We start from the raw sequence: 20,795 nt of genomic DNA, 5'->3' as shown, positions 1-20,795 counted from the left end.
TATGACCATTTCTGTTTGGAGATACAGCCACTTGGTGTTGGCTGTATCTTCTTTTCTTTTGCTGACCCTGGCCTCGATTACGGGAATTATTCTGGCGTTCGAACCCGTATCGCAGAAAATTCAGCCGTATCGTGTCGATAACATTGGCCAACTTACCCTGGCCCAGACGCTGCCAGTTCTAAAAAAAAGCTATACCGAAATCAGTGAACTGAGCGTCGATGCCAACCAGTTTGTGCAGATCAAGGGGAGCGATGCCGATGGAAAAAACCTGACTGCTTACATTGATCCGCAGACGGGCAAAATTCTGGGTATCCCCACGAAACAAAGCGAATTCTTCCAGTGGGTCACCGCCCTCCATCGTTCCCTGTTTCTTCACGAAGCCGGTCGGTTTTTTATCGGACTAACCGCGTTCCTGCTGCTGTTGATTACTGTTTCAGGCACCATGTTGATTATCCAGCGTCAGCGGGGAGTCAAACGATTCTTTACCCGGATCGTCCGGGACAATTTTGCCCAGTATTACCATGTCGTGCTGGGACGGCTGTCGCTGATTCCAATCTTTGTCATTGCGCTTTCGGGGACTTACCTTTCACTGGCCCGGTTCGGTCTGGTTGGTGAGGATAAAGTTTCGCCCAAAATCGATTTCGATGCCATTCAGTCAAAGCCAGAACGAAAACTGGCCGACTTTTTGGTATTTAAAAACACGCGGCTTGCAGACGTACAAACCATTGAATTTCCGTTTTCGGAAGACGTCGAGGACTACTATACGCTAAAACTCAAGGATCGCGAATTGACAGTCAATCAAATTACGGGCGACATCCTGAGAGAAAACCGGTATCCGGCCGCCGTCTTACTGACCAACCTGAGCCTGGATCTGCACACGGGTCGAACAAGCGCAATCTGGGCCATCATTCTGGCCGTGGCTTCGGGGAATATTCTCTTTTTCATCTATTCCGGTTTTGCCATCACCTGGAAACGACGAGCCAACCGCGTCAAAAACAAGTACTCAGCCGATGAGAGCCGGTTCATTATTCTGGTCGGATCTGAGAACGGCAGTACGTTTCGATTTGCGCAGGCGATTCACCAGCAGTTGATCAAACAGAGTGAGAAATCCTTTCTGACCGAGTTTAACAACTACACCGTTTTCCCCAAAGCAGAGTACCTGATCGCCTTGACTGCTACCTATGGACTCGGCGAGGCTCCGACGAATGCCCAAAAATTTGCGGCTCTGGTTGAAAAATACCCGCAGCCGCAGCCTGTTCGTTATTCGGTGCTCGGTTTCGGGTCGCACGCCTATCCCGATTTCTGCCAGTTTGCCTTTGAGGTCAATCAGTTGCTGGCCGGGCAGCCCTGGACTGTTCCGCTGGTCGACATCCATACCGTCAATGATCGGTCGCCGGAAGATTTTGGCTTGTGGGCCGAAGCCTGGTCGCAGCAGGCCGACCGGCCGATGCCAGTTTCGTCTGATCTGTTGACGGGACCAGCAGCCCGTTTTGAGACATTGACCGTGACCGATAACACCCGCACCGCGCAGTCTGACGGAACCTTCCTGATCCGGCTGCGGGCCCGACGTCGGCGGAGTATTACATCGGGCGATTTGCTGGCCATTTACCCGGCCAATGATCACCGCGAACGCCTGTATTCGATTGGCGTCCTGGAAAAAGAGCTTCAGTTGAGTGTCAGGCTGCACCCAGGCGGATTAGGATCTAGCTTTTTACACAAGCTAACGCCCGGCGAAACGATCCGGGCGCGAATCGTCTCTAACGATCATTTTCATTTCCCCAAAAATGCTTCAATCGTCGTGATGATCGCCAATGGCACCGGCATTGCGCCGTTTCTGGGCATGATTAGCCAGAATAAACAGCAGATACCCTGTCATTTGTACTGCGGTTTCCGGCAAAGCGCATCGTTCGACAGCTACCGGAATTTTCTGGATGCAAGCCAGACGGCTCAAAAACTCACGAGCCTGCATGTGGCTTATTCGCGGGAAGGTGACAGGCAGTACGTGAGCAGCCTGATCGCTCACGATGCCGAGTTCATCGCCAATGCACTGATGATGAAAGGAGTCGTGATGATTTGCGGGTCACTGGCGATGCAAAAAGATGTGATTGATCTGCTCGAAACGATCTGCCAGACGAAACTGGGTAAGTCTGTAAGCGTATATCAGTCGCACAGCCAGATATTGATGGACTGCTACTAAGCTTGTTATCGTCACGCCTTGTCGATTTGGTAACGACCTCTGGCCGGGAGTTGTCATTCTACAGACTGTATTTTTTCAGATCCAGGTTGCGGGAGGAAAAAATCTGCCCCTCATCAGTGATCAGGATATAGCTGTATTGCGGGAATTTACTGATGAGTTTCAGCCCGGCTTCTTTGCCCAGCACCATCAGCGAGGTACTAAAGCCATTGGCGGTTTCGGCGCTGGGGCCGAAGACTGTCACGCTACTCACACCGGTAGCCGGATAGCCTGTGCTGGGGTTGATGATGTGCGCGTATCGCTTGCCGTTGAACACCACGAATTTCTCATAATTTCCTGAGGTCACTACGGCGCCCTGCCGTAATGGCACAACAGCGAAAACCGTGTCTTTCCGCAGCGGATTGGTGATTCCGATTGCCCAGTCGCTTCCATCGGGTTGTTTACCCCAGGTGCTCATATCGCCCGAACCGTTAACAATTCCGGCTTTAATCCCTTTAGACAGCATCATATCGCGGCACCGGTCAGCAGCATACCCTTCGCCCAGGGCACCGAAGCCAATCTTCATTCCTTTGCGTTTGAGAAAAATCGTGGAGTGTTCACGATCCAGCTCGATATTCTGGTACCCTACTTTCTCAACCGATTTTTTAATAGCCTCTGGACTGGGCATCTCCGTCATAGAGCCGTCGAATTTCCAGATCCGGTCCATCGCGGCAAAACTGATATCAAAGGCCCCGTTTGTGATTTTGGAGAAATGGAGTGCTCGCTCCGTCAGGGCAAACACTTCCGGATCGACCTTAACCGGACTAATTCCGGCGTTTCTATTGACCAGCGAAATTTGTGAATCAGCTTTCCAGTCAGAAATTAAATTCTCGATCCTCGTCACTTCAGCAATTACCGTATCGATATTACGTTCGGCAGCCAGGGAGTCATTAGCGACAATGGTGATATCGAAGCGACTGCCCATTAATTTGGCCGTTCGTTTTCGCAGCACCTGGGATGTGGCATCGAATCCCGATAAAATCAGGATCAGAAGGAATACTTGTTTCATACCGCAAAAATAGGAAAGCCTGATCAGGCCAACCAATTCAGCCAGAAAGTAGTAAAAGACGGGCGTTCTGTACTAGATCTCAGACTCGTTATAAAGCGTTGGAATACAGCCCTTCTATGAGCGTCTTTGACATTAATCATACAGAAACTATGTAATTCCTACTCCGGCAGTATCAGATTGTGGTGAATGCAGTAATTGGCTCGTTAACGTCTGTTGTTAATTCGGCAAAACAGTCGTTGAAGTTCATAGTCAATTTTACATTCCGGAAGTTCAGGTAGTTGGTTGCGTGACAGGAATGTTATAAACTGTTTTGCCAGGGCTACAATAACCTGTTTATGAGGGTATTTCTGGGTGAATATTGACCAGTACTCACAGTCTACCGATGAGCCTGTTTGTTTGGCCCAGCGAACAAACGTTTCATCCATCAGCAGATCCTCAAACTGATAATCAATTTGCTCTTTCTTTACGGTGTTGAGACTACCTCGATATATGACTGAACTACTCGTAAACTGTTGCGAACGGAGTAGATGGATTCGTTCATTTTCATCAGGTAGCTTTGGCGTTAATGGACCATCTTGTTCATCGATCAGGGCATTCCAAAAAGTCTCGCCCTCCGGTGTCTGTAACCAATCACGTACTATTTGGGTCTGGCCTTGTGAACCAGCCCCCATCCAGAATCGCTCAAGAAACGTAACATAGTCTGTGTTCATGGCGGTGAAATTTAAAGAAGGCGATCATCATTCGCATCGGTTATTACCCTTTAGCACCATATAGTCTCTGTGCTTCGGAAGCCAGAAGTAGGTAATACACCGTGTTAAGACCAAAGACCGCCTACAAATCGATAAGGGCATTTTTGTTAACAGCAAGTCAAATTGATAAGTACAGATGGCTCGTTAAGTATGACTGGATTTGCCCATGCGTGATGAACGCAGCATGCTCAACCGGTTATTTCCTGCTCAGTGACAGCCGTGTAGTCCGGTTTAAGCATATACTATCCGCTCAGGCTGAGGGGTTGATGTAAAAATAGTAACCTGTCAGACAGGCGAAGTAAAGAGGTTTGAAAAGTCTCCGATTTTGTTGGCTATGTATCCGATTACAGAGCAACAACAAAATTGACAAGCACGTATTGATAAGTAGTTTTACCATGCTATATCAAAACATGCGTACCCCTCTTGCAACGATTGTCGTTGTTCTCATAGTCAGTAAAGGTGGGGAAAAGTCTGATTCGGCAACGCAAAATGGGCATTGGGATCGATCTAATTTCAGAGGAGAAAAGTTGAGAACTTTCCTCAACCGGAGCGACAAAAGAATCAGGCGCGTAAAAAATTATCGCTATCGTCAAAAATCAAGGCTGTATCCGTGAAACATCATTCGCTTTTATATAATATTGGATTGGGGCTATTTCCTATCCTATTTATCCTCCAAGATCAATACCAGACTGCTTTGATCGTGCAGGCAGAGACTACTACCTCACCAGCGCATCTGCTTATTGACTGTTCATCGGCGAAGGGGATGGAGCGGGTAGTTTGCCTCGCCGAAGCCTTTAAGGCGACTCTCTCGGCCAGCCAGATCGCTACAGTTCAACGAAGTTACTCGAAAACGGACGCCATGAAATGGTCAAACTTTCCTGAATTTGCGGCTCGGCCCCGACGGGTTGGCATTAGCCTGGGATCACTCAATGCCACCCAACTTAAAGCGGCAAAAAACCTGATGGCAGCCGCAATGGCTCAAAACGTTCCCAACGAGGGCTTCGATGAACTGGAAGGCAATTTAGCGGCTGACGACTATCTGGGCACTACCACTGGCAAAACCGGCACATTCTCTTCTGGCAATTATTTTCTGGCTTTTCTGGGTACGCCCAGCCTGTCCGGCCTGTGGGAATTACAATTTGGCGGTCATCACTACGCCTTTGCGAACACTTACAATGGCGGCAAAGCGATTGGCGTAACGCCCTCCTTCAGGGGTGTAGAACCGATCGCTTCCGTTACAATAAATAGCCACACCTACCAGCCTATAGAGCAGGAGCGGCAGGCATTTGCCGATATGCTGGGAAGCCTGAATAGCAATGAGCAGGCTACGGCCAGATTGTCGGCCACATTCCGGGACGTATTGCTTGGCCCCGGTGCGGATGGGCAGTTCCCTGCTACCAAACAGGGGTTAAAAGTGGGCGAATTGAGCGCGGCTAAGCAGAAACTAGTACTTAATGCAATCAAATTGTATGTCAATGATCTGGACCCAATCACAGCTGCTGCGGTGCTGGCTACCTATACCGACGGACTAGTCGATACCTACATTGCTTATTCAGGCAGCGGTACCATGAATCAGCAAAGCGATTACGTGCGTATTGACGGCCCTCGTGTCTGGATCGAGTATTCGGGGCAACCCAGTCGGGATATTCCCGGCACAGTGCATCCGCACTCGGTCTGGCGCGACCGCACAAGTGATTATGGCGGAAATTAACAGAGCCCTTCCACTCCCCTAATCAGTAGTTTGAGAATTAGTGGCAGGATAAAGCTGACTGATTTTCTAAAAGTAGAGTTCTACGAAAAACAGTATTCATTGCCTACAGAAACGTCACGCAAAACGGGCGACTTTCCCTTATGATTGATAGGAATAATATTCTTCATCCGTTACGGCATGGAGCCAAACGACAGCTCCACCTTTGCTCACATTCGGGTTAATCGCCAGATGGGTAAATCGCCCATCAGGGGTGGCCCCATGCCAATGCACAAGATCAGGAGCAATGTTCACGGCTTCTCCTTCCCGAAGGAGTTGAATCGGTTTTCCTAGTTCCTGGTAATAGCCTGTGCCCGACGTGGCCACTAAAATTTGTCCATTGGGGTGCGTGTGCCAATTATTTCTCGCTCCGGGCTCGAAGGTTACATCACTCACCGTACAATCTGTCTGATCGTTAGGTGGTACAAGCGCCTTTATCCAGGCAATGCCCGTGAAATAATCTGAAGATGCCTGTGTGGCTCCCTCCGGTATCGCTTTCTGGTGCTTTTCGGTCTGGCTCATGTGTTTGTTAGCTACCGTTGATGGTTACAGTTGATTTCATAAGTATTTGCCAGCCATAAGTGTTTTTGGATGGGAAGAAAAAAGCCTCCGTTTGTCCTAAAATTCGGCCATTTATCAAATATAGTTGTATGCAAGCTACAATGTTTTGCATAGTAGCTTGCATACAACTATATTTGATTTTTCACAATAAACACACAACTATCTATGAAAAATCTTATTTTATTCGCGCTTCTCCTAAGTAGTACACTTAGCTTTGGTCAATGTGATAAGGATGTTATGCTCACTTCCTCGAAAACAGACTATCTCGATGGATCAGGAACTGTTCAGCGAACTGAAAATGAACAGAGTACTATTGAAATAAGTAAATCGCAGGTGATTATCACGCCCGGAAATTCCAACCATAAAATGACTGGAAAAGTCGAGTCTGCTACCTGTAACTGGCCTACAGCCTACCAGGAAGGAAAAATGGTTATAAAAGCAGTATTTGACGATCCGTCAGGGGAATCGCGCCATGCCACGCTGACTATAGATGGCAAAGCCGGAATCGTAACATTCCTGATGGAAATAGCCGAAATGCCTGATAAAAAAATTCGGGTCAGCGTAAATAGCTTCAAGGAAAACAAAAAGGAATAACTCTACCGGACTACAAATAGCTCTAGCCAGGTCTACATCTAATTCCTCAAAAGCCTGAAGGAATTAAATGTAGACCAAATTTTTCGATTACACCAACGCTTTGCGGGCCTCCCGGTCTGGATCATTGACCAGCGCAGAGGTATCATCCAGAATCATGGTTTCACCGTTCTGGACTGTATACGGTTTCCAGGTGGGTAAGCCGCCCCCGTTTGGATTTCCAGTTTTCACGAAATTAATAAACGAGCCAGCCATCTTTTCCGATAAGGCTCTGGGGCGCTTCCCCCCGCCCGTATGCGTGAGCATCAGGTCGGTATTGTAAAACCAGAAACAAATATCATCACAGTGGAAAGCTCGCATCCGACCATCGAACAGGGGCGGTTGCCAGCCAAACCAGGCCACATAAACGGGAGCTTTTTGCCCGGTTACTTTTGCATCGGCAGTAGCAATGGCATTCTTTCGGTTAGAAACAACTAAAGCCCAAATCTCGATGGGACGGGCCTTCGGAAAGTTTTTTGCATACGCATCGACAATGTCGCCCGTTTTATCGCCAAAGCGCGGTTTTAGTTTTTCCTTCACTTCGGCCAGCGAAATAGTTTCTAAGCTGGCATCTGTCCTATCTGGGTTTTGCTCATGAAATGTGGAGCAGATCATCAACGGTATATTGGCCGAGAAGTGATTAGGGTCTGTGAAAAAAGTACCCTCATTGAGGTAGGTCCCGTCGGCTACGGGTGCGTATCCTCCTCGCTGAATACCAAGCCGTTTGGCTTCGTCAGCCATTTTTTCGACCGCTTTATTGGCTATATCGATGTATGCCCGCCATGGAATCTGCTGGAGTTTGTCTAGTTCACCCGGCTTTAAACCAGCTTCTTCCATTATTTTAAGCCCCAATTTTTCGGCGTATTCCTTATTTACGCCAGCCAGCGAGCTGCCACTCAGCGCAACCGCCTTATGAAATAACCCTTTAGCAGAGGGCATATTCATCAGGGTGGTTACTTTGGCTCCGCCACCAGACTGACCAATAATGGTTACGTTGGTAGGGTCTCCGCCAAAATTGGCAATATTGTTTTTGACCCATTCAAGGGCCGCCACCATATCCAGATTACCCACATTGCCGGATGCCGCATGACCACCGGCCGCTTTAAGATCGCTGTAACCCAGCGAACCGAGCCGGTGATTGAGCGAACAGAAAACAACATTACCCAGCCGGGCAAGGTTTTCGCCATGATAGCCATCCTGTTCTACGGCGTTCCCATTGACGTAACCGCCCCCGTGTAGCCAGACGACAACCGGACGTTTCTGGGTATCCAGAGCAGGCGTCCACACATTAATTTTTAGGCAGTCTTCTGAAACATCATCATAATTCCAATGGTCAACAAACGATGCATAGGGATTGGCATACCGTTTTTCCATAATCTGGGGAGCGGAATTTCCCCACCAGAGAGCTGGCCGAATATCGGTCCAGGCTGTTGGTTTTTGTGGGGGCATGAACCGATTCTTGCCCGATGTATCCGCCCCGTAGGGTATGCCTAAAAACTGGTGAATCCCCCGTAGAATAAATCCTCTGACTTTTCCATATTCAGTTTTTGCAACCGCAATATTGTCGCCCACAAACAACACCTGCTCGTCGCCTGACGGTCTGGCAATTTTAGGCGGGCGTATACCAGAAGCAGTCGATTCATGAGCCACACCCAAACTGGCCACGCCAACGCCCAGCGACTGTAAAAAATTTCGTCTTGATGGTTTCATCGTTGAATTTTGTTAAAGGGTAAAGGGAAGTAAATAGTTTCTGATAAAGGTTTGTAGCACTCCATGGATGCGCTTACTGTAAAAGGGACGCAATGGGGCATTTTTACTACTCCCGATCTACAGATTTATCGTTGATAGTCAGCAAGTCAACTCTTGGATAAAGTGAGTAGCCCGCTATTGACGAGGCTGATGGCTTTCCCGAAATTCAGTAGGTGATAAGCCCGTATGCTTCCTGAAAAACCGGGCGAAATAGTTGGGGTATTCGAAGTGAAGCAGGTAGGCGATTTCCGAAATGGAATACGTGGTATAGGTCAGGTATTTGCGGGCTTCGTCGAGCAGGTGTTCCTGCACCAGTTGGCTGGCCGACTTGTTGGCAATTACCCGGCAGATACGATTGAGGTGGACCGGCGTGATGGCCAGATCGTCGGCCAGCTGCGCTACACTCTGGGTGGTTCCGACCTGCCTGATCCGCTGCTGAAATTTCCGAAAATATTGGAGCGACAGATTGTTTTCTTGAGACCCTACCTCATCGTTATGCTGCCACAATCGATAGCATACCAGAAACAATTGTTGCAGGCAAATGTGCAACATCAATCGTTTTTCGGGCTGATCATCAAACAACTCGCCATCAATGGCTTCAATCAGTCCGGATACCCGTTTTCCGGAATAAGGATCTTGAAAGGTTCTAATACACTGAAGACTACCGAGCATACTGGCGACTGGGGAGCCGCCAGGAAACAAACTATCTACCAACGCACCGGACAGCGTTAGGATACGCCCCTGCACATCAGAATTATAATTAAAACCGTGCAGGGCAGTGGGTGGTATCAGCAACAGGCATGGACCCGTTAACTGGCGCTTGCGAGTTGCCTCCTGAAACTCGAACTGCCCGGTTTCTATGAAAAATACCTGAAATAAGCGGGCATGGATATGCGGTTGAATAATCCAGTCGAAAGTCCGGCTACGGGTCTCCAGCAATTCGGAGTATAAATACTCGGCATTCGATCGGCGTTCCGATGCTTCATCGCTTGCTTCGCCATAGAGCCCATCATACTGGGTTATTTTCTGCACAGTATATACGTTTACAGGCTTTTGGCTGGAAGAGTTCTATCGCACCGGTGGCATGCTTCCAGCCAAAAGTCAATTTAATAATTTGCCAACTGATAAGCACTGGATCCAGTTTATACGATCTACCCAAAAGTAAAATCTCTCACCAACCAATTGATGGGCACACGTATACTGTCGATGTCAATGGGATGGTGCTATTAGCAGCAACTCGATTTATACCCTAATTTGTTCTCATCCACAATCGCCAATTTGCGTCCGGGGATGTTCGATTTGTTTCCACATTAATTGACGTGTTTCGGAATGAAGCGGAGCACCATGATGCTGTTTACTCGACACATCGACCTGGCTATGTAAGGTTACCATGCAAACGTTCGATGAAGTATTGTTTTCATTCGTCGCCCAAAATCCTTCACTCATCCGGCTTATTCCAAGCTTCATAAGCTTTGATTTTCAGGACTATAATAGCGAGCCTACCTTTGATCTGTCAAACAAACACAAATAAAAAAAACGACAAATCATGAAAAAGATTCTTCTTCTGGTGTTAGGGCTGGTAGCCAGTTCTGCATCGTTCGCTTCCATCAATGAACCCAGCCAACCCATTGCTACGGTTTCGCTGATTGATAATGACAAGGTTAAACTCATCGTTGCCCCCGAAAAGGCAACCGCTACAATCACCTTAAAAGATGCGGTTGGGCATGTGCTCTATTCCAGTAATGTCAATCTAGAAGATGGTATCCAGCAGAAATTCGATATTTCCCATCTTAGTACTGGAGTTTATCAACTTTCCGTTTCCGTCGGCAAAGAGCACACAGTTAAATCCTTTACGGTGGCGGAAGTTCCCAGCCAGCAGGTTGTTACCTTAGAGGGTGAATAACCTCAGAGCTGACACTAACTTCAGTGTTTCGGCTCCTGTGACCAAGCTTTACAGCCCTGGCTGGACATCTTCGTCAAACGATGTCTATTCAGGGCTGAATGGTAATTAGATTAGACTTCCCGGAAACTTCATTCGTTTCATTTTGTGACTTAGTAGCCGATTAGGGCCATTGCCTTTTACCAACAAACGATCATGGCCGAAAAGCTTACTTCCCGACAGAAATGGCAACTGGCCATTCGGTTGCTGCTGCTGTATTCACCCCTTCTGCTGTATGTCAACCTACCCGACTCCGTTCGAAATCCGGCCAGGTTGTTGGAGGTATCGCCGTTTATCGTTGTCTTCATCCTGATTGCTCTTGGCTTATATTTCATCTGGATTACCGCGACCGATTGGATTCAAAACCAATTATTTAACTGGTTCGGGGATGATTTTCTACTGGATTTCAGCTGGCTTTCCCTGGTACTGACCATGCTCATCTCACTGGTGCTGGCCGTGCTTTACACCAAGGTTTTTCAACTCATTTTGATGGCGTTATTTACCCTGTTTATTCATAGTGGCTTCGCACAAGTCCCCAAACCCCATACATTACCCTTCACCCCTGACGTATTTGCCTACTTACAGCGGGTAAACAACGTTTTTAACCTGGTCATTATCCTGTCGGCTTTCTATCTGACGATCATTTCCCGTTCGTATCAGCAACTAAAAAATGTGCAGATCCGGGCCGAACGATCCGAGAAAGAAGCGGCCCTGAGTCAAGTGGAAGCGCTGAAACACCAGCTCAGCCCTCACTTCCTCTTTAATAGTCTGAGTATTCTAACCTCCATGGTGCATGAAGATGCTGACCTCTCGGAGCAATACATCAAACAACTTTCTAAAGTGTACCGCTATATTCTGGAACAGCGTGATCAGGAACTGGTTCCCCTGAAAACCGAACTGGAGTTCATCCATTCATATACCTTTCTACTTCAGATCCGATTCGAAAATAAATTTGATGTCGTTATCGAGATTACGCCATCTCAGCTAAATCAATATCGAATTGCTCCGTTAACTCTCCAGTTGCTGGTCGAGAATGCCGTTAAACACAACCGTATGTCGGTTCAGGAGGTCCTCCGCGTTCGTATATATTGCCAGAACGACGTACTGATCATCGAGAATCCGTGGCAACCCCGCGACCAAACCGAACTGTCTACCGGCGTTGGTCTACGAAATATTATTAACCGCTATGCCCTGCTTACAAAACGGACCATATGGTATGGTAAGCAAGGCGAATCGTTCATTGTCAAAATCCCCCTCCTATCATGAACGTTGTCATCATTGAAGATGAAGATCGGACAGCTCGCCAACTGGAACGATTACTGAAAAAGTATGACCCATCAATACAGGTACTGCTCCAGATACCATCCATCAAAAAGGCCGTCGACTGGTTTAGCCAGCATCCGAAACCCGATCTGGTTTTTATGGATATTCACCTGGAGGACGGACTGGCTTTCAGCATTTTCGACCAGCTTAGTCTGACGCTACCGGTCATTTTCACGACCGCCTACGATGAATATATGCTGAAAGCGTTTAAGGTTAACAGTATCGATTACTTACTTAAACCCGTTGATTATGAGGAGTTAGTAGCTGCTATCGAGAAGTTCAGGATGCTCCGAAGCCAATCGACAATGCCCGATCTGAACGCGCTCCTGGCGTTCATGCAAAAGCCGCAGTCGCTCAACTACAGGGAACGGTTCATGATCACGATCGGCACCAGGGTTCATAGCGTGGAGGTGGCCGATATTGCTTATTTTTACTCGGAGGAGAAAGCGACATTCCTGATCACCAAAGGCGGGCAATTGCTCCCCCTCGAATACAGTCTGGACCAGCTTTCGAGCCTGCTAAACCCAGTCCAGTTTTTTCGCGTCAATCGCCAGTTTATCATCGCCAGAAATGCCATCCAAACCATTCATGCCTATTCAGCGGGAAAACTTAAAGTCGATTTACAGCCCATTCCCCGGCAGGAAGTATTTGTCAGCATGAGTCGGCTGTCGGAGTTTAAAGATTGGTTAGGGCGGTAATGAACTTTTATCAACCCAAGCTTAATCCTCAACCAAATCCTAGTTAGCCACCTTATGATTCAACATAGCGTAATTTTCTCGCTGAAACATGCACCAGGCAGTATGCTGGAACTAGCCTTCTTTGAGGCTGTCCGACAACTGGCAACCATTCCCGGCGTCGGGCAGTTGTCGTGCCTGCGACAGATTAGTGCTAAAAATCAATTCGCGTTCGGGTTGTCGATGGTCTTTGCCAGTCAGGACGAGTATGATCAGTACAATCAGCATCCACTACACCAGGCTTTTGTTGAGCAACACTGGATAAATGAGGTAACCGAGTTTATGGAGATTGATTTTCAACCGATGGATTGAGCTAGTCTAAGCTATTTACAGCTGAATTAATTTGATTCGCCGATTATTTCAGCGGAACTACCTATAGGATAAAAAAATGCCCTGAGGCCGGTTTCTACTTCCCGGCTTCAGGGCATCAACTTAAATTCACAAATTAGTCTCCTTTTTCTTATTATAATTTTCGTAGAGAAGCACTGGCAGCGGTGCCACGGCTATAAGGATCAGCACCAGTAACCGTGGCACCGCTGCCAGTGCTTCTCTACGAAACTGTTATTTAACACGCTGAGCCGTAGCGTCAAACATATTGTAAAGCATTCCTTTTAAATGGTCATCATCCACTTTGGTCAGCTCGATGGGGATCTCGCCAGCCTGTTCCGTATTGAAATAGATCGTCATTTTAGTGGCTTCTTCCAGTATTTTTGTAATCGGAGTAACCTCGGTTCGCTTGCCCGTTGGGTCTTTTAGTTCACCGGTCAGTTTGCCATCTTTTCTAGTAAGTTCAGTCACAAATTTAGCGTCTCCGTTTGGCGTACCCACTACGTTTATCTCCCATTTACCAGCAAAAAAGTCGGACGACGAAGTCGCCGTTGTTGACGTGGCATTTGTCGATGTAGTCGTTTGAGAAAAGCCCTTTACAGAAACAACGAATAGTAAAATGAACAGGAGAATGCTTACTTTTTTCATGAAGGTTATTGGTTAAAGGTGAAATTGAATTGTTCGTTATTTTTGACATGTAAACACTTACCGCTTCCCCTCGGCCGTTGCAGAAGCAGTTGTCGCTTCCAGCAAGCGAACCGGTCCCAGCAGACCCGACGGCAACAGGGGCGCATCAGCTTTGTAGAACGGCAGGGTGGTGAACGTGACTTTGCTGGTCACACCGGGCTGGGCGTCACCAATCAGGCGATTGACCCACAGGTTCGTAACTTTTACCTGTACAGTATTACGACCAGCTTTTAGCGCTTCCGTGATGTCGATGTGGAAGGGCTTCTTCCAGACCGTACCAACGTTTTTACCGTTGACAATTACCTCGGCAATGTTCTTCACCTCGCCCAGATCAAGAATGTACGATGCGTTTTTAGTTACTTTCGGCACATCAAGCGTATTGTCGTAGGCCGCTGTTCCGGAAAAATACTTGACCCCTGGGTCGGCATTTTCGGTCAACGATACCAGCGTGTTAAACGTGGCCTGCTGAGGTGCACCCCGGCCTTCCTGAAAGTTAACTTTCCAGGCACCAGATATGCTGGCAAGGGGTGATTCTGTAACAGCAGGTTTCGTGTAAGAAGTTACCGTCGCCTTGTCGCGGAAGACGATAAAGTAGGCTTCCCACGACTCAAACTTGAGTGGTACAATCGTTCGTCCATCGTTGATCTGATAGGATACCTTTTCGGTTTTACCCGTTTCGGGATACCACAGCTCCGGCACTTTACCCGTTATCCGGAAGCTGATCGTGGCCTCGTTCGGATTCTCGCTACGGTTATCGAGCCAGTAGAGGTCAGCATCGCTAGTTTGACGGTGAATGTACATCACCTTCGATCGGGCACCGGAAATGTCCGCGTCTTTCTGAACGTTCATTTCCTTCAGGACGGTATCCACCGGCTTCGTCGATACATTGGGGTTACCCCAGATCTGGTTCACCAGCGCGGTAAAATCAGTAGGGTTATCGCTCAGGCTTGGGGAACGCTCGGGTTTGATACCAGCCACATGCATACCCGACTTGACCAGTTCGCCCAGTTTTTTCAGTACGGGCAGCGTCATCGTTCGCGCCGAGGAATCCAGAACAAACAGGCGGTACTGCTGGCCGCCAGGAGTACTTATCTTATCCCCATCCATACGCAGTGCATTCGTCAGCACAGACGCATTCGCAAAGTCAAAGGCGTAGCCAGCCGGAATAGCAGGCAACTTTTGGGCAAATGCCTGTGTGATGTTGTTGTTCTCACCGTAGTAATACAGCACATCTACGACGGGTTTGCCCTGCTGTAGCAAATAACAACTCCGACCCAGATAGTCCATCCAGGGTTTCGCCTGCTCAGCCCAGGTTTCCTGCCGGGTAAAATATTGACCAAAAGGCCCGAGCGAAATACCGGGTTTCTTATCATCCAGCGGTTGGTGTACGGACGTGTGTACGACAAATCGGTTTAATCCCGACGCCATTTCCAGATCGGCGGTACGTTTGAGTTTTTCCGGATGCCAGCTAAACGCGTTTTGAATAGAAGTCATCGACTCGGCCGCTACCAGATTCTGCCCGTAGATGTGCGCAACCGAAGCTGCTTCCCGAATGTCGGCTTCGCTACGAACTTCTTCGTCTCCCCCACCGGCCAAACTACCGGGCGTCCACATGGCCGACATCGGAATATCGGCTTTACGCTTCACGTCCATGCCATCGGCTAGGTAAATCCGACCATTTTCATGCGATTCGGTATATCGCTTCATACCGCGTGCGTGCAGCGCATCACCAATCACTTCGTAATGATTTTCGACGATCAGTTCACCAATGGTCTTGCGGAAGTCCCACAGGAACTTCTCACTGGCTTCGGCACTCTTCACCACCCGCCCCGTCAGCACAGGAAGCCAGGGTTTGATGTCGTAGCCACGGCGTTTCAGAAACTCCTCGGGCATCGCCCTGGTCCAGGTCATGTGGCCTGCTTCGTAACTATCCAGAACCATGTATTGCAGCCCCTTCGTCCCCATTTGTCCGCCGGTAGCATCCTTGTACATGTCCAGGTATGTCTCGATGTATTTTTTGACCGCCACCTTGTCGAGCTTATCGACTTCCAGGCCAGTAGCTTCCGGCGAAGCGGGATGGTTTTTCCTGCCTGTGATCGAATAGCCCATTCGCATGACCACCCAGTTCCCGCTCGGGGGTGTCCAGTTCAGTGTGCCGTCAGTGCTCATTTTAGCGGTCAGATCCAGTACATCTTCGGTCGGGATGGCGTCGGCATCCGACTTCACAAGTGAGTGTGTGCTTTCTTTCCACGGACTGAAACCGGCCTTCTCTTCGAACAGGTCTACCCGGTCGGTGTTGTGTAGCACCAGTTCCGCAACCTGTACGCCCTCTGGCTTGCCCGGTGCAGCATTTCCGCCAAACATGGCACCAAAGGGATTGCCCTGTGGCTGTAGTGTTTTGAACGCAAACCGGAAATATTTGGCCGTAGTAGGCACAATACTCATCGTGTTCTGGGGCACCGTACTTCCCTTGATCATCACAACATCCCGGAAGTTGACACCGTCGTCGCTCACTTTCAGGGTACGATTATCGGGGGCACCTCTGAACTCGGCCAATGCACCCCCGCTGCTTGCTCCCACAATGGTGAATGCCTTAACTGTCTGTGGACTATCGAATGCGTATTGAATCCACATATCCTGCCCCACTTCCACCGGTGGCAGCAAACTGCTTTTTGCCAGATCACCGTCGGTCAGATCGCTGAGGTTGAATGTACCTCCACTCGCCGTCACTTTGGGCGTAAACGTGCTTAAGAACTTCTCAGCAGCGGGCAAGCGATAGGCAATAACAACGGCATCGGCATAATAGGTTGGCACGTCGCCAACGGGGCCACCAAGCGTACTGGCACCTACCGGTACATTCTGAAAACTGCCCGTTGTATTTGGTGGCTGGGGTAGTTTACCCGAAAAAGGCTGCCCGCCCGTAACCCGCGTTTCGGCCCAGACGTATTTTTTCATGGCATCGTTGGCAGCTACCCACGGACCACCCGTAACGCTCCACCCTGGTGACCCGGCAATGGCCATTTCGAGCCCAAGTTTTTGAGCCAGATCGGTGGTGTGTTTAAAGGCGTCTTTCCATTCGGGGGTCATGAACACCAGTTTTTTGGGCGTCACGCTGGGTGTAAACAGGCTGGCATCGAAGTTTTGAAAACCACCAATGCCGACGCGGTTCATCCATTCGAGGTCTTTGGTGATGCCGTCTTTGGTGATGTTGCCGTTCATCCAGTGCCACCAAACGCGTGGTTTAGCGGCATTGGGCGGAACCTGAAATCCTTTTTGGAGTGGCGAAGGCTGCGCAAAAGCCAGCGCAGGAAGCATCCAGGCCAATATTATTATTTTTTTCATAGAAAAGAGGTTTAGGAATTAGTTGCCATTTATCAATCGTTAATCACGCTAATTACTAACAACTTAGGACTAATGGCAACTAATTATATCACTGCCCGACGGAACTCAGAACGGCTTCTACGCCCATTACCACCATCAGACTGCCAAGTGGTTCGTTGGGGTTGACAAAGACCAGATAAACATCGTGCAATTTGTTATCAAATGGAGCGGGTAGTTTGACCGGAACGTTTAGTTGGTTCGGTTTAAAGTCCATCTTATCCGACGCTTCCAGGAACGGCGATTCACCGATTAATTTCCCGGTTGGACTATCCAGTCGTAACTCAACCTTACCCCCTTTAGCATTGAGTTGCGGTTTGGGGGCCGTGGCCATGACGTGAAACTCCGTTACCCCACTCAAATCAGCCTGTCTGATTGCCATGTACGCTCCTGATTTGCTTGGAATGGCCAGGTTACTCCCCCCGTACGACATTTTATTTACATTGTCATAAAGATCGAAGCCATGCACATCGACCCTGGCGTTTCTCAAGACAAACGTCTGCTCCGATCTGAGTGAAGGCAATCCTTTGGCCCCTTTGTCTTCGTAGGAAGCCCGTACAATGAAGACACCTTTACCCTTATCACCGGATGGGACGCTGGCGGTGTAGCTCCCCTTCACCGGCAAGGCATTGCTGCTGGCGGCTTCGCTGGATACATTCAAGATATATTTGACCATATCGGCGGCATCGGCAGCTGAAAGCTGTGGGTGAGCCGCCATCGCCGTTTCTCCCCAAACGCCACTACCACCGGCGATTACCTTCTTTGTCAGCCGTTCCAGAGCGGTGTTATCACCCTTGTATTTACTGGCTACGTCCATGTAGGCAGGTCCGATCGATTTTTTAGCCACACTGTGACAGCCCTTGCAATCGCTGGCTTCGATAAGTTTTTTGCCACTCGCCAGGAGAGCCCCGGCATCGGCCGATCGATGGCCCTGCGCGATGGCGATTTTATCAAAACCCTCCGGCATGTAATCAATATTGACAGCCACCCGCTCCGGATCGATACCTTTCCCGAGCGTACCATCTTCCTTATCATTTACCTTTATATCGTATCGGAAGGGTTTATTGGGGGTGAAAAATGACTTATTACCGCCGGGTAGCTGGACACTCAAGACTGGAGCTTCATTGCCCACCGTAATGTCCATCGACTGGGAAACGATACCACCTTTTCCATCATTGACAGTAAGCGTAGCCTTGTAGACCCCTACTGTTGAGAGCGTCAGCGTAGCATCAGGGGCATTAATCAGCTTAGAAAACCCATTTCTTGACGAAATCTTCCAGGCATAGGTCAGTGCATCGCCATCCGCATCGACTGTTCCTTTTGCCGTGAGGCTCAGGTTGAACGGTGCAGAACCGCCCATCTTATTGGCTGCCACCTGAAGCTGCGGTTTGCGGTTCCCCCCGTTATACTCAATGCGAATCAGGCGGGCATCGTCGTTGGCCGTAAACCAGCCGGAGCCATATTCGAGCATATACAAGTCCCCGTTATCGGCAAATTCCATATCCATCGGGTTGCTGAACTTATAACTCGGCATAAACCGCTCCATCGACTGATAATTACCATCCTTGTCCATCGTCACGGCCATAATCCAGCCGCGCATCCAGTCGTAAGTTAGCAGCTTCCCGTTGTAGTAATTCGGGAAAGCGTTGGGGGCATTTATAAAATCCTCCGCATAAAACACTGGTCCTGCCATTGCATTACGACCGCCTGCACCTACCAACGGGAACTCGGGAGAGCCATCATACGGATACCAGATAAAGGCTTTCTGAGCCGGGGGAAGCGTATTCAGCCCTGTATTATTGGGCGATGTATTGGTTGGTGCGTTGGCGTCCCATTTGTCGCCGGATTTTTCGACAACAAAATCATATTTAGTGTATGCCTTGTTGTCGCCCACAAAATGTGGCCAGCCAAAGTTACCGGCTTTCCGCGCCTGTCCAACTTCATCATGGCCAGCAGCACCCCTATTCGGATCTGGTTTGGCGGCATCAGGACCTACCTCTCCCCAATATACGTAACCCGTTTTCTGATCGACTGAGATGCGGAAAGGGTTGCGATGGCCCATGGTGTAAATCTCCGGACGTGTTTGGGCGGTTCCTTTTGGGAAAAGATTACCATCAGGAATGGTGTATGTACCGTCGGGCTGAGGTTTGATACGGATGATTTTACCGCGTAAATCGTTGGTGTTGGCCGACGATTTCTGGGCGTCCCAGGCATTGCGGCCGGGTCGTTCATCACTGGGGCTATACCCATTGGAGCCGTGGGGGTTGGTGTTATCACCCGTCGAGAGGTACAGATTACCAGCTCGATCCCAGGCAATTGAGCCGCCCGTATGGCAGCACTCCTCGCGCTGCGTTGGTATGTCCAGCATCAACTTTCTGGAATTCATTACCAGTTCATCACCCTTTAATTCGAAGCGGGCCAGAACGTTTTTAGACTCAGCCGGATCTGAATAGTACAGATAAATCCAGTGGTTCTGAGCAAAGTTGGGGTCTTTGCTCAAGCCCAGAAGTCCATCTTCACCCATTGACTCTTTACCTTCCTTACTCACATATTTTGTACTAACCGGGATCTTCGCAATAGTTTTCAGCTCCTTCGTTTTGATCGTGTAGAGCCGAACTTCTCCTTTGCGCTCAATGAACAGGATTCGACCGTCACCAAGTACGCTCAGTTCCATCGGTTCATCCAGTTTTTCGGCCAGAACACCTTTGGTAAACCGATTCTCTTCGGGTCGGGCTTTGGCGTAATCCAGCGGCTTCGGTGCGTCCCCTCCCGTTGTATAGTTAATACCAGCCCACAGGTGGTTTAGAAACAAAGGCTCGGTGAAGGTTTCGTCGGTATGACCCATAGCCGTATAAAAGGCCCTGCCACCGTCGTACTCCTGATACCAGCTCATGGGGTGAAAATCAGGATTCTTACCCCCGACATAGCTCTTTTCGTCGATCTTCAGAACGACGTTGATTTTCGGCGAAATATCCTTGAAACTGTAGAATTCGTCATTTCGCTCAAACTCGTCGGGCATACCTTTGGTCGCCCAATGATTTTTGAGGGTAACGATAAACTTCCCTTTCTGCACATTATTGGGCATTGGGTGATCCAGAAAATAGGCGCCCGCCAGTTTCCCATACCATGGCCATTCGTACTCGGTATCTGTAGCCGCATGAATACCCACATAGCCACCACCCGCCTGAATGTAGCGTTCAAAAGCTGCCTGCTGCTCACCGTTGAGCACATCGCCAGTCGTATTCAGGAAAACAACCGTGTTGAAACGCTTTAAGCCTGATTCATTAAACTGAGCCCCGTCTTCGGTAAACTGTACACCAAACCCCTTTTCGGTGGCCATTTTAGCCAGGGCTGTTTTGCCCGCTTCAATTGACTGATGCCGGAATGCGGCCGTTTTACTAAAGACAAGTACGCTACGTTTGGGTTCCTGGGCAAAAATCGACTGTACCAACAGCCATAAGCCCAAAGTCAGCAAACAGATTCTAAAGGAGTTTTGTCGCATCTCGGTTACTGGTTTTCACTTAGTTGGACAAAGATAGAAAAGAATTATTTTTATTGTCTAAATTATAGACAATAAATTTTATCCAATTCTATACATTTGTAGTACCATCCTTAAATGATCGATTGCCACCCTATAATCAAACCCTACATGCCATTAAGAAATCTAAATTCCCTACAGCTGCTGATTTGGCTTACATCCAGCAAGGCTCAATCCATCAGTAACCCTTG

General features: G+C 48.8%; 16 protein-coding genes. 7 read left to right on the top strand and 9 right to left on the bottom strand.

What is annotated here, in order from left to right:
* Nucleotide 1: 1 nt before the first annotated feature.
* Complete coding sequence (locus G8759_RS15680) at nt 2-2,197, top strand: PepSY domain-containing protein (RefSeq protein ID WP_167209527.1); 2,196 nt, start codon at nt 2-4, stop codon at nt 2,195-2,197.
* 58 nt (nt 2,198-2,255) lie between these two features.
* Here G8759_RS15680 and G8759_RS15675 read toward each other — a convergent pair whose 3' ends face one another.
* The gene (locus tag G8759_RS15675) at nt 2,256-3,242 is read right to left on the bottom strand and encodes an FAD:protein FMN transferase (protein ID WP_167209525.1); all 987 of its coding nucleotides are present in this window, start codon (nt 3,240-3,242) and stop codon (nt 2,256-2,258) included.
* Nucleotides 3,243-3,445: 203 nt separating this feature from the next.
* Nucleotides 3,446-3,952 carry a hypothetical protein gene (locus tag G8759_RS15670; protein ID WP_167209523.1) on the bottom strand — a complete coding sequence of 169 codons (507 nt, stop codon included), beginning with the start codon at nt 3,950-3,952 and terminating at the stop codon, nt 3,446-3,448.
* A 739-nt stretch (nt 3,953-4,691) separates the two neighbouring features.
* Here G8759_RS15670 and G8759_RS15665 point away from each other — a divergent pair.
* Complete coding sequence (locus G8759_RS15665) at nt 4,692-5,702, top strand: DUF3500 domain-containing protein (protein WP_232074268.1); 1,011 nt, start codon at nt 4,692-4,694, stop codon at nt 5,700-5,702.
* Nucleotides 5,703-5,840: 138 nt separating this feature from the next.
* On the opposite strand, the gene G8759_RS15660 is transcribed toward G8759_RS15665, so the two are convergent.
* Entirely contained in the window at nt 5,841-6,260 is a 420-nt protein-coding gene (locus G8759_RS15660) for a cupin domain-containing protein (protein WP_167209521.1), read from the bottom strand.
* 204 nt (nt 6,261-6,464) lie between these two features.
* On the opposite strand from G8759_RS15660, the gene G8759_RS15655 reads away from it, so the two are divergent.
* Nucleotides 6,465-6,893 carry a hypothetical protein gene (locus G8759_RS15655; protein ID WP_167209519.1) on the top strand — a complete coding sequence of 143 codons (429 nt, stop codon included), beginning with the start codon at nt 6,465-6,467 and terminating at the stop codon, nt 6,891-6,893.
* Between the two features lie 87 nt (nt 6,894-6,980).
* Here G8759_RS15655 and G8759_RS15650 read toward each other — a convergent pair whose 3' ends face one another.
* From G8759_RS15650 to G8759_RS15640, 3 genes are all read right to left on the bottom strand, one after another.
* Nucleotides 6,981-8,639, bottom strand: coding sequence for a carboxylesterase/lipase family protein (locus G8759_RS15650; protein WP_167209517.1), 1,659 nt, complete (start codon nt 8,637-8,639; stop codon nt 6,981-6,983).
* A 174-nt stretch (nt 8,640-8,813) separates the two neighbouring features.
* Nucleotides 8,814-9,710, bottom strand: a complete 897-nt coding sequence (locus G8759_RS15645) for a helix-turn-helix domain-containing protein (RefSeq protein ID WP_167209515.1) — start codon at nt 9,708-9,710, stop codon at nt 8,814-8,816.
* A 228-nt stretch (nt 9,711-9,938) separates the two neighbouring features.
* Entirely contained in the window at nt 9,939-10,145 is a 207-nt protein-coding gene (locus G8759_RS15640) for a hypothetical protein (RefSeq protein WP_167209513.1), read from the bottom strand.
* A gap of 79 nt (nt 10,146-10,224) precedes the next feature.
* Here G8759_RS15640 and G8759_RS15635 point away from each other — a divergent pair, with 79 nt between their 5' ends.
* The 4 genes from G8759_RS15635 to G8759_RS15620 all read left to right on the top strand — a co-directional run bounded on the left by G8759_RS15635 (nt 10,225) and on the right by G8759_RS15620 (nt 12,986).
* Nucleotides 10,225-10,581 (top strand): DUF3244 domain-containing protein, encoded by a 357-nt coding sequence (locus G8759_RS15635; protein WP_167209511.1) that lies wholly within the window; start codon nt 10,225-10,227, stop codon nt 10,579-10,581.
* Nucleotides 10,582-10,773: 192 nt separating this feature from the next.
* Complete coding sequence (locus tag G8759_RS15630; RefSeq protein WP_167209509.1) at nt 10,774-11,883, top strand: sensor histidine kinase; 1,110 nt, start codon at nt 10,774-10,776, stop codon at nt 11,881-11,883.
* A complete protein-coding gene (locus tag G8759_RS15625) occupies nt 11,880-12,638 on the top strand; it encodes a LytR/AlgR family response regulator transcription factor (protein ID WP_167209506.1) in 759 nt (252 codons plus the stop codon). Before G8759_RS15630 ends, G8759_RS15625 begins: the two co-directional genes overlap by 4 nt.
* A 54-nt stretch (nt 12,639-12,692) precedes the next feature.
* Nucleotides 12,693-12,986 (top strand): Dabb family protein, encoded by a 294-nt coding sequence (locus G8759_RS15620; RefSeq protein WP_167209505.1) that lies wholly within the window; start codon nt 12,693-12,695, stop codon nt 12,984-12,986.
* A gap of 249 nt (nt 12,987-13,235) precedes the next feature.
* Here G8759_RS15620 and G8759_RS15615 read toward each other — a convergent pair whose 3' ends face one another.
* The 3 genes from G8759_RS15615 to G8759_RS15605 form a co-directional block, all read right to left on the bottom strand.
* Complete coding sequence (locus G8759_RS15615) at nt 13,236-13,649, bottom strand: hypothetical protein (RefSeq protein WP_167209503.1); 414 nt, start codon at nt 13,647-13,649, stop codon at nt 13,236-13,238.
* Nucleotides 13,650-13,706: 57 nt separating this feature from the next.
* Nucleotides 13,707-17,030 carry a glycosyl hydrolase gene (locus tag G8759_RS15610; RefSeq protein WP_167209501.1) on the bottom strand — a complete coding sequence of 1,108 codons (3,324 nt, stop codon included), beginning with the start codon at nt 17,028-17,030 and terminating at the stop codon, nt 13,707-13,709.
* A gap of 88 nt (nt 17,031-17,118) precedes the next feature.
* Entirely contained in the window at nt 17,119-20,568 is a 3,450-nt protein-coding gene (locus G8759_RS15605) for a ThuA domain-containing protein (protein WP_167209499.1), read from the bottom strand.
* Between the last annotated feature and the right edge of the window lie 227 nt (nt 20,569-20,795).

This window comes from Spirosoma aureum (genome assembly GCF_011604685.1).
GTDB classification, from domain to species: Bacteria; Bacteroidota; Bacteroidia; order Cytophagales; family Spirosomataceae; genus Spirosoma; species Spirosoma aureum.
Note: the sequence above shows the minus strand (reverse complement) of the source record. Positions and strands in the feature narration are given on the sequence as shown.

Bases quoted from the DNA above. Each gene is read 5' to 3' on its own strand.
- G8759_RS15650 (WP_167209517.1), bottom strand. From the start codon at position 8,639: ATGAAACCATCAAGACGAAATTTTTTACAGTCGCTGGGCGTTGGCGTG.
- G8759_RS15625 (WP_167209506.1), top strand. From the start codon at position 11,880: ATGAACGTTGTCATCATTGAAGATGAAGATCGGACAGCTCGCCAACTG.
- G8759_RS15670 (WP_167209523.1), bottom strand. From the start codon at position 3,952: ATGAACACAGACTATGTTACGTTTCTTGAGCGATTCTGGATGGGGGCT.
- G8759_RS15640 (WP_167209513.1), bottom strand. From the start codon at position 10,145: ATGAAGCTTGGAATAAGCCGGATGAGTGAAGGATTTTGGGCGACGAAT.
- G8759_RS15635 (WP_167209511.1), top strand. From the start codon at position 10,225: ATGAAAAAGATTCTTCTTCTGGTGTTAGGGCTGGTAGCCAGTTCTGCA.
- G8759_RS15620 (WP_167209505.1), top strand. From the start codon at position 12,693: ATGATTCAACATAGCGTAATTTTCTCGCTGAAACATGCACCAGGCAGT.
- G8759_RS15610 (WP_167209501.1), bottom strand. From the start codon at position 17,030: ATGAAAAAAATAATAATATTGGCCTGGATGCTTCCTGCGCTGGCTTTT.
- G8759_RS15655 (WP_167209519.1), top strand. From the start codon at position 6,465: ATGAAAAATCTTATTTTATTCGCGCTTCTCCTAAGTAGTACACTTAGC.
- G8759_RS15660 (WP_167209521.1), bottom strand. From the start codon at position 6,260: ATGAGCCAGACCGAAAAGCACCAGAAAGCGATACCGGAGGGAGCCACA.
- G8759_RS15630 (WP_167209509.1), top strand. From the start codon at position 10,774: ATGGCCGAAAAGCTTACTTCCCGACAGAAATGGCAACTGGCCATTCGG.
- G8759_RS15615 (WP_167209503.1), bottom strand. From the start codon at position 13,649: ATGAAAAAAGTAAGCATTCTCCTGTTCATTTTACTATTCGTTGTTTCT.
- G8759_RS15675 (WP_167209525.1), bottom strand. From the start codon at position 3,242: ATGAAACAAGTATTCCTTCTGATCCTGATTTTATCGGGATTCGATGCC.
- G8759_RS15605 (WP_167209499.1), bottom strand. From the start codon at position 20,568: ATGCGACAAAACTCCTTTAGAATCTGTTTGCTGACTTTGGGCTTATGG.
- G8759_RS15680 (WP_167209527.1), top strand. From the start codon at position 2: ATGACCATTTCTGTTTGGAGATACAGCCACTTGGTGTTGGCTGTATCT.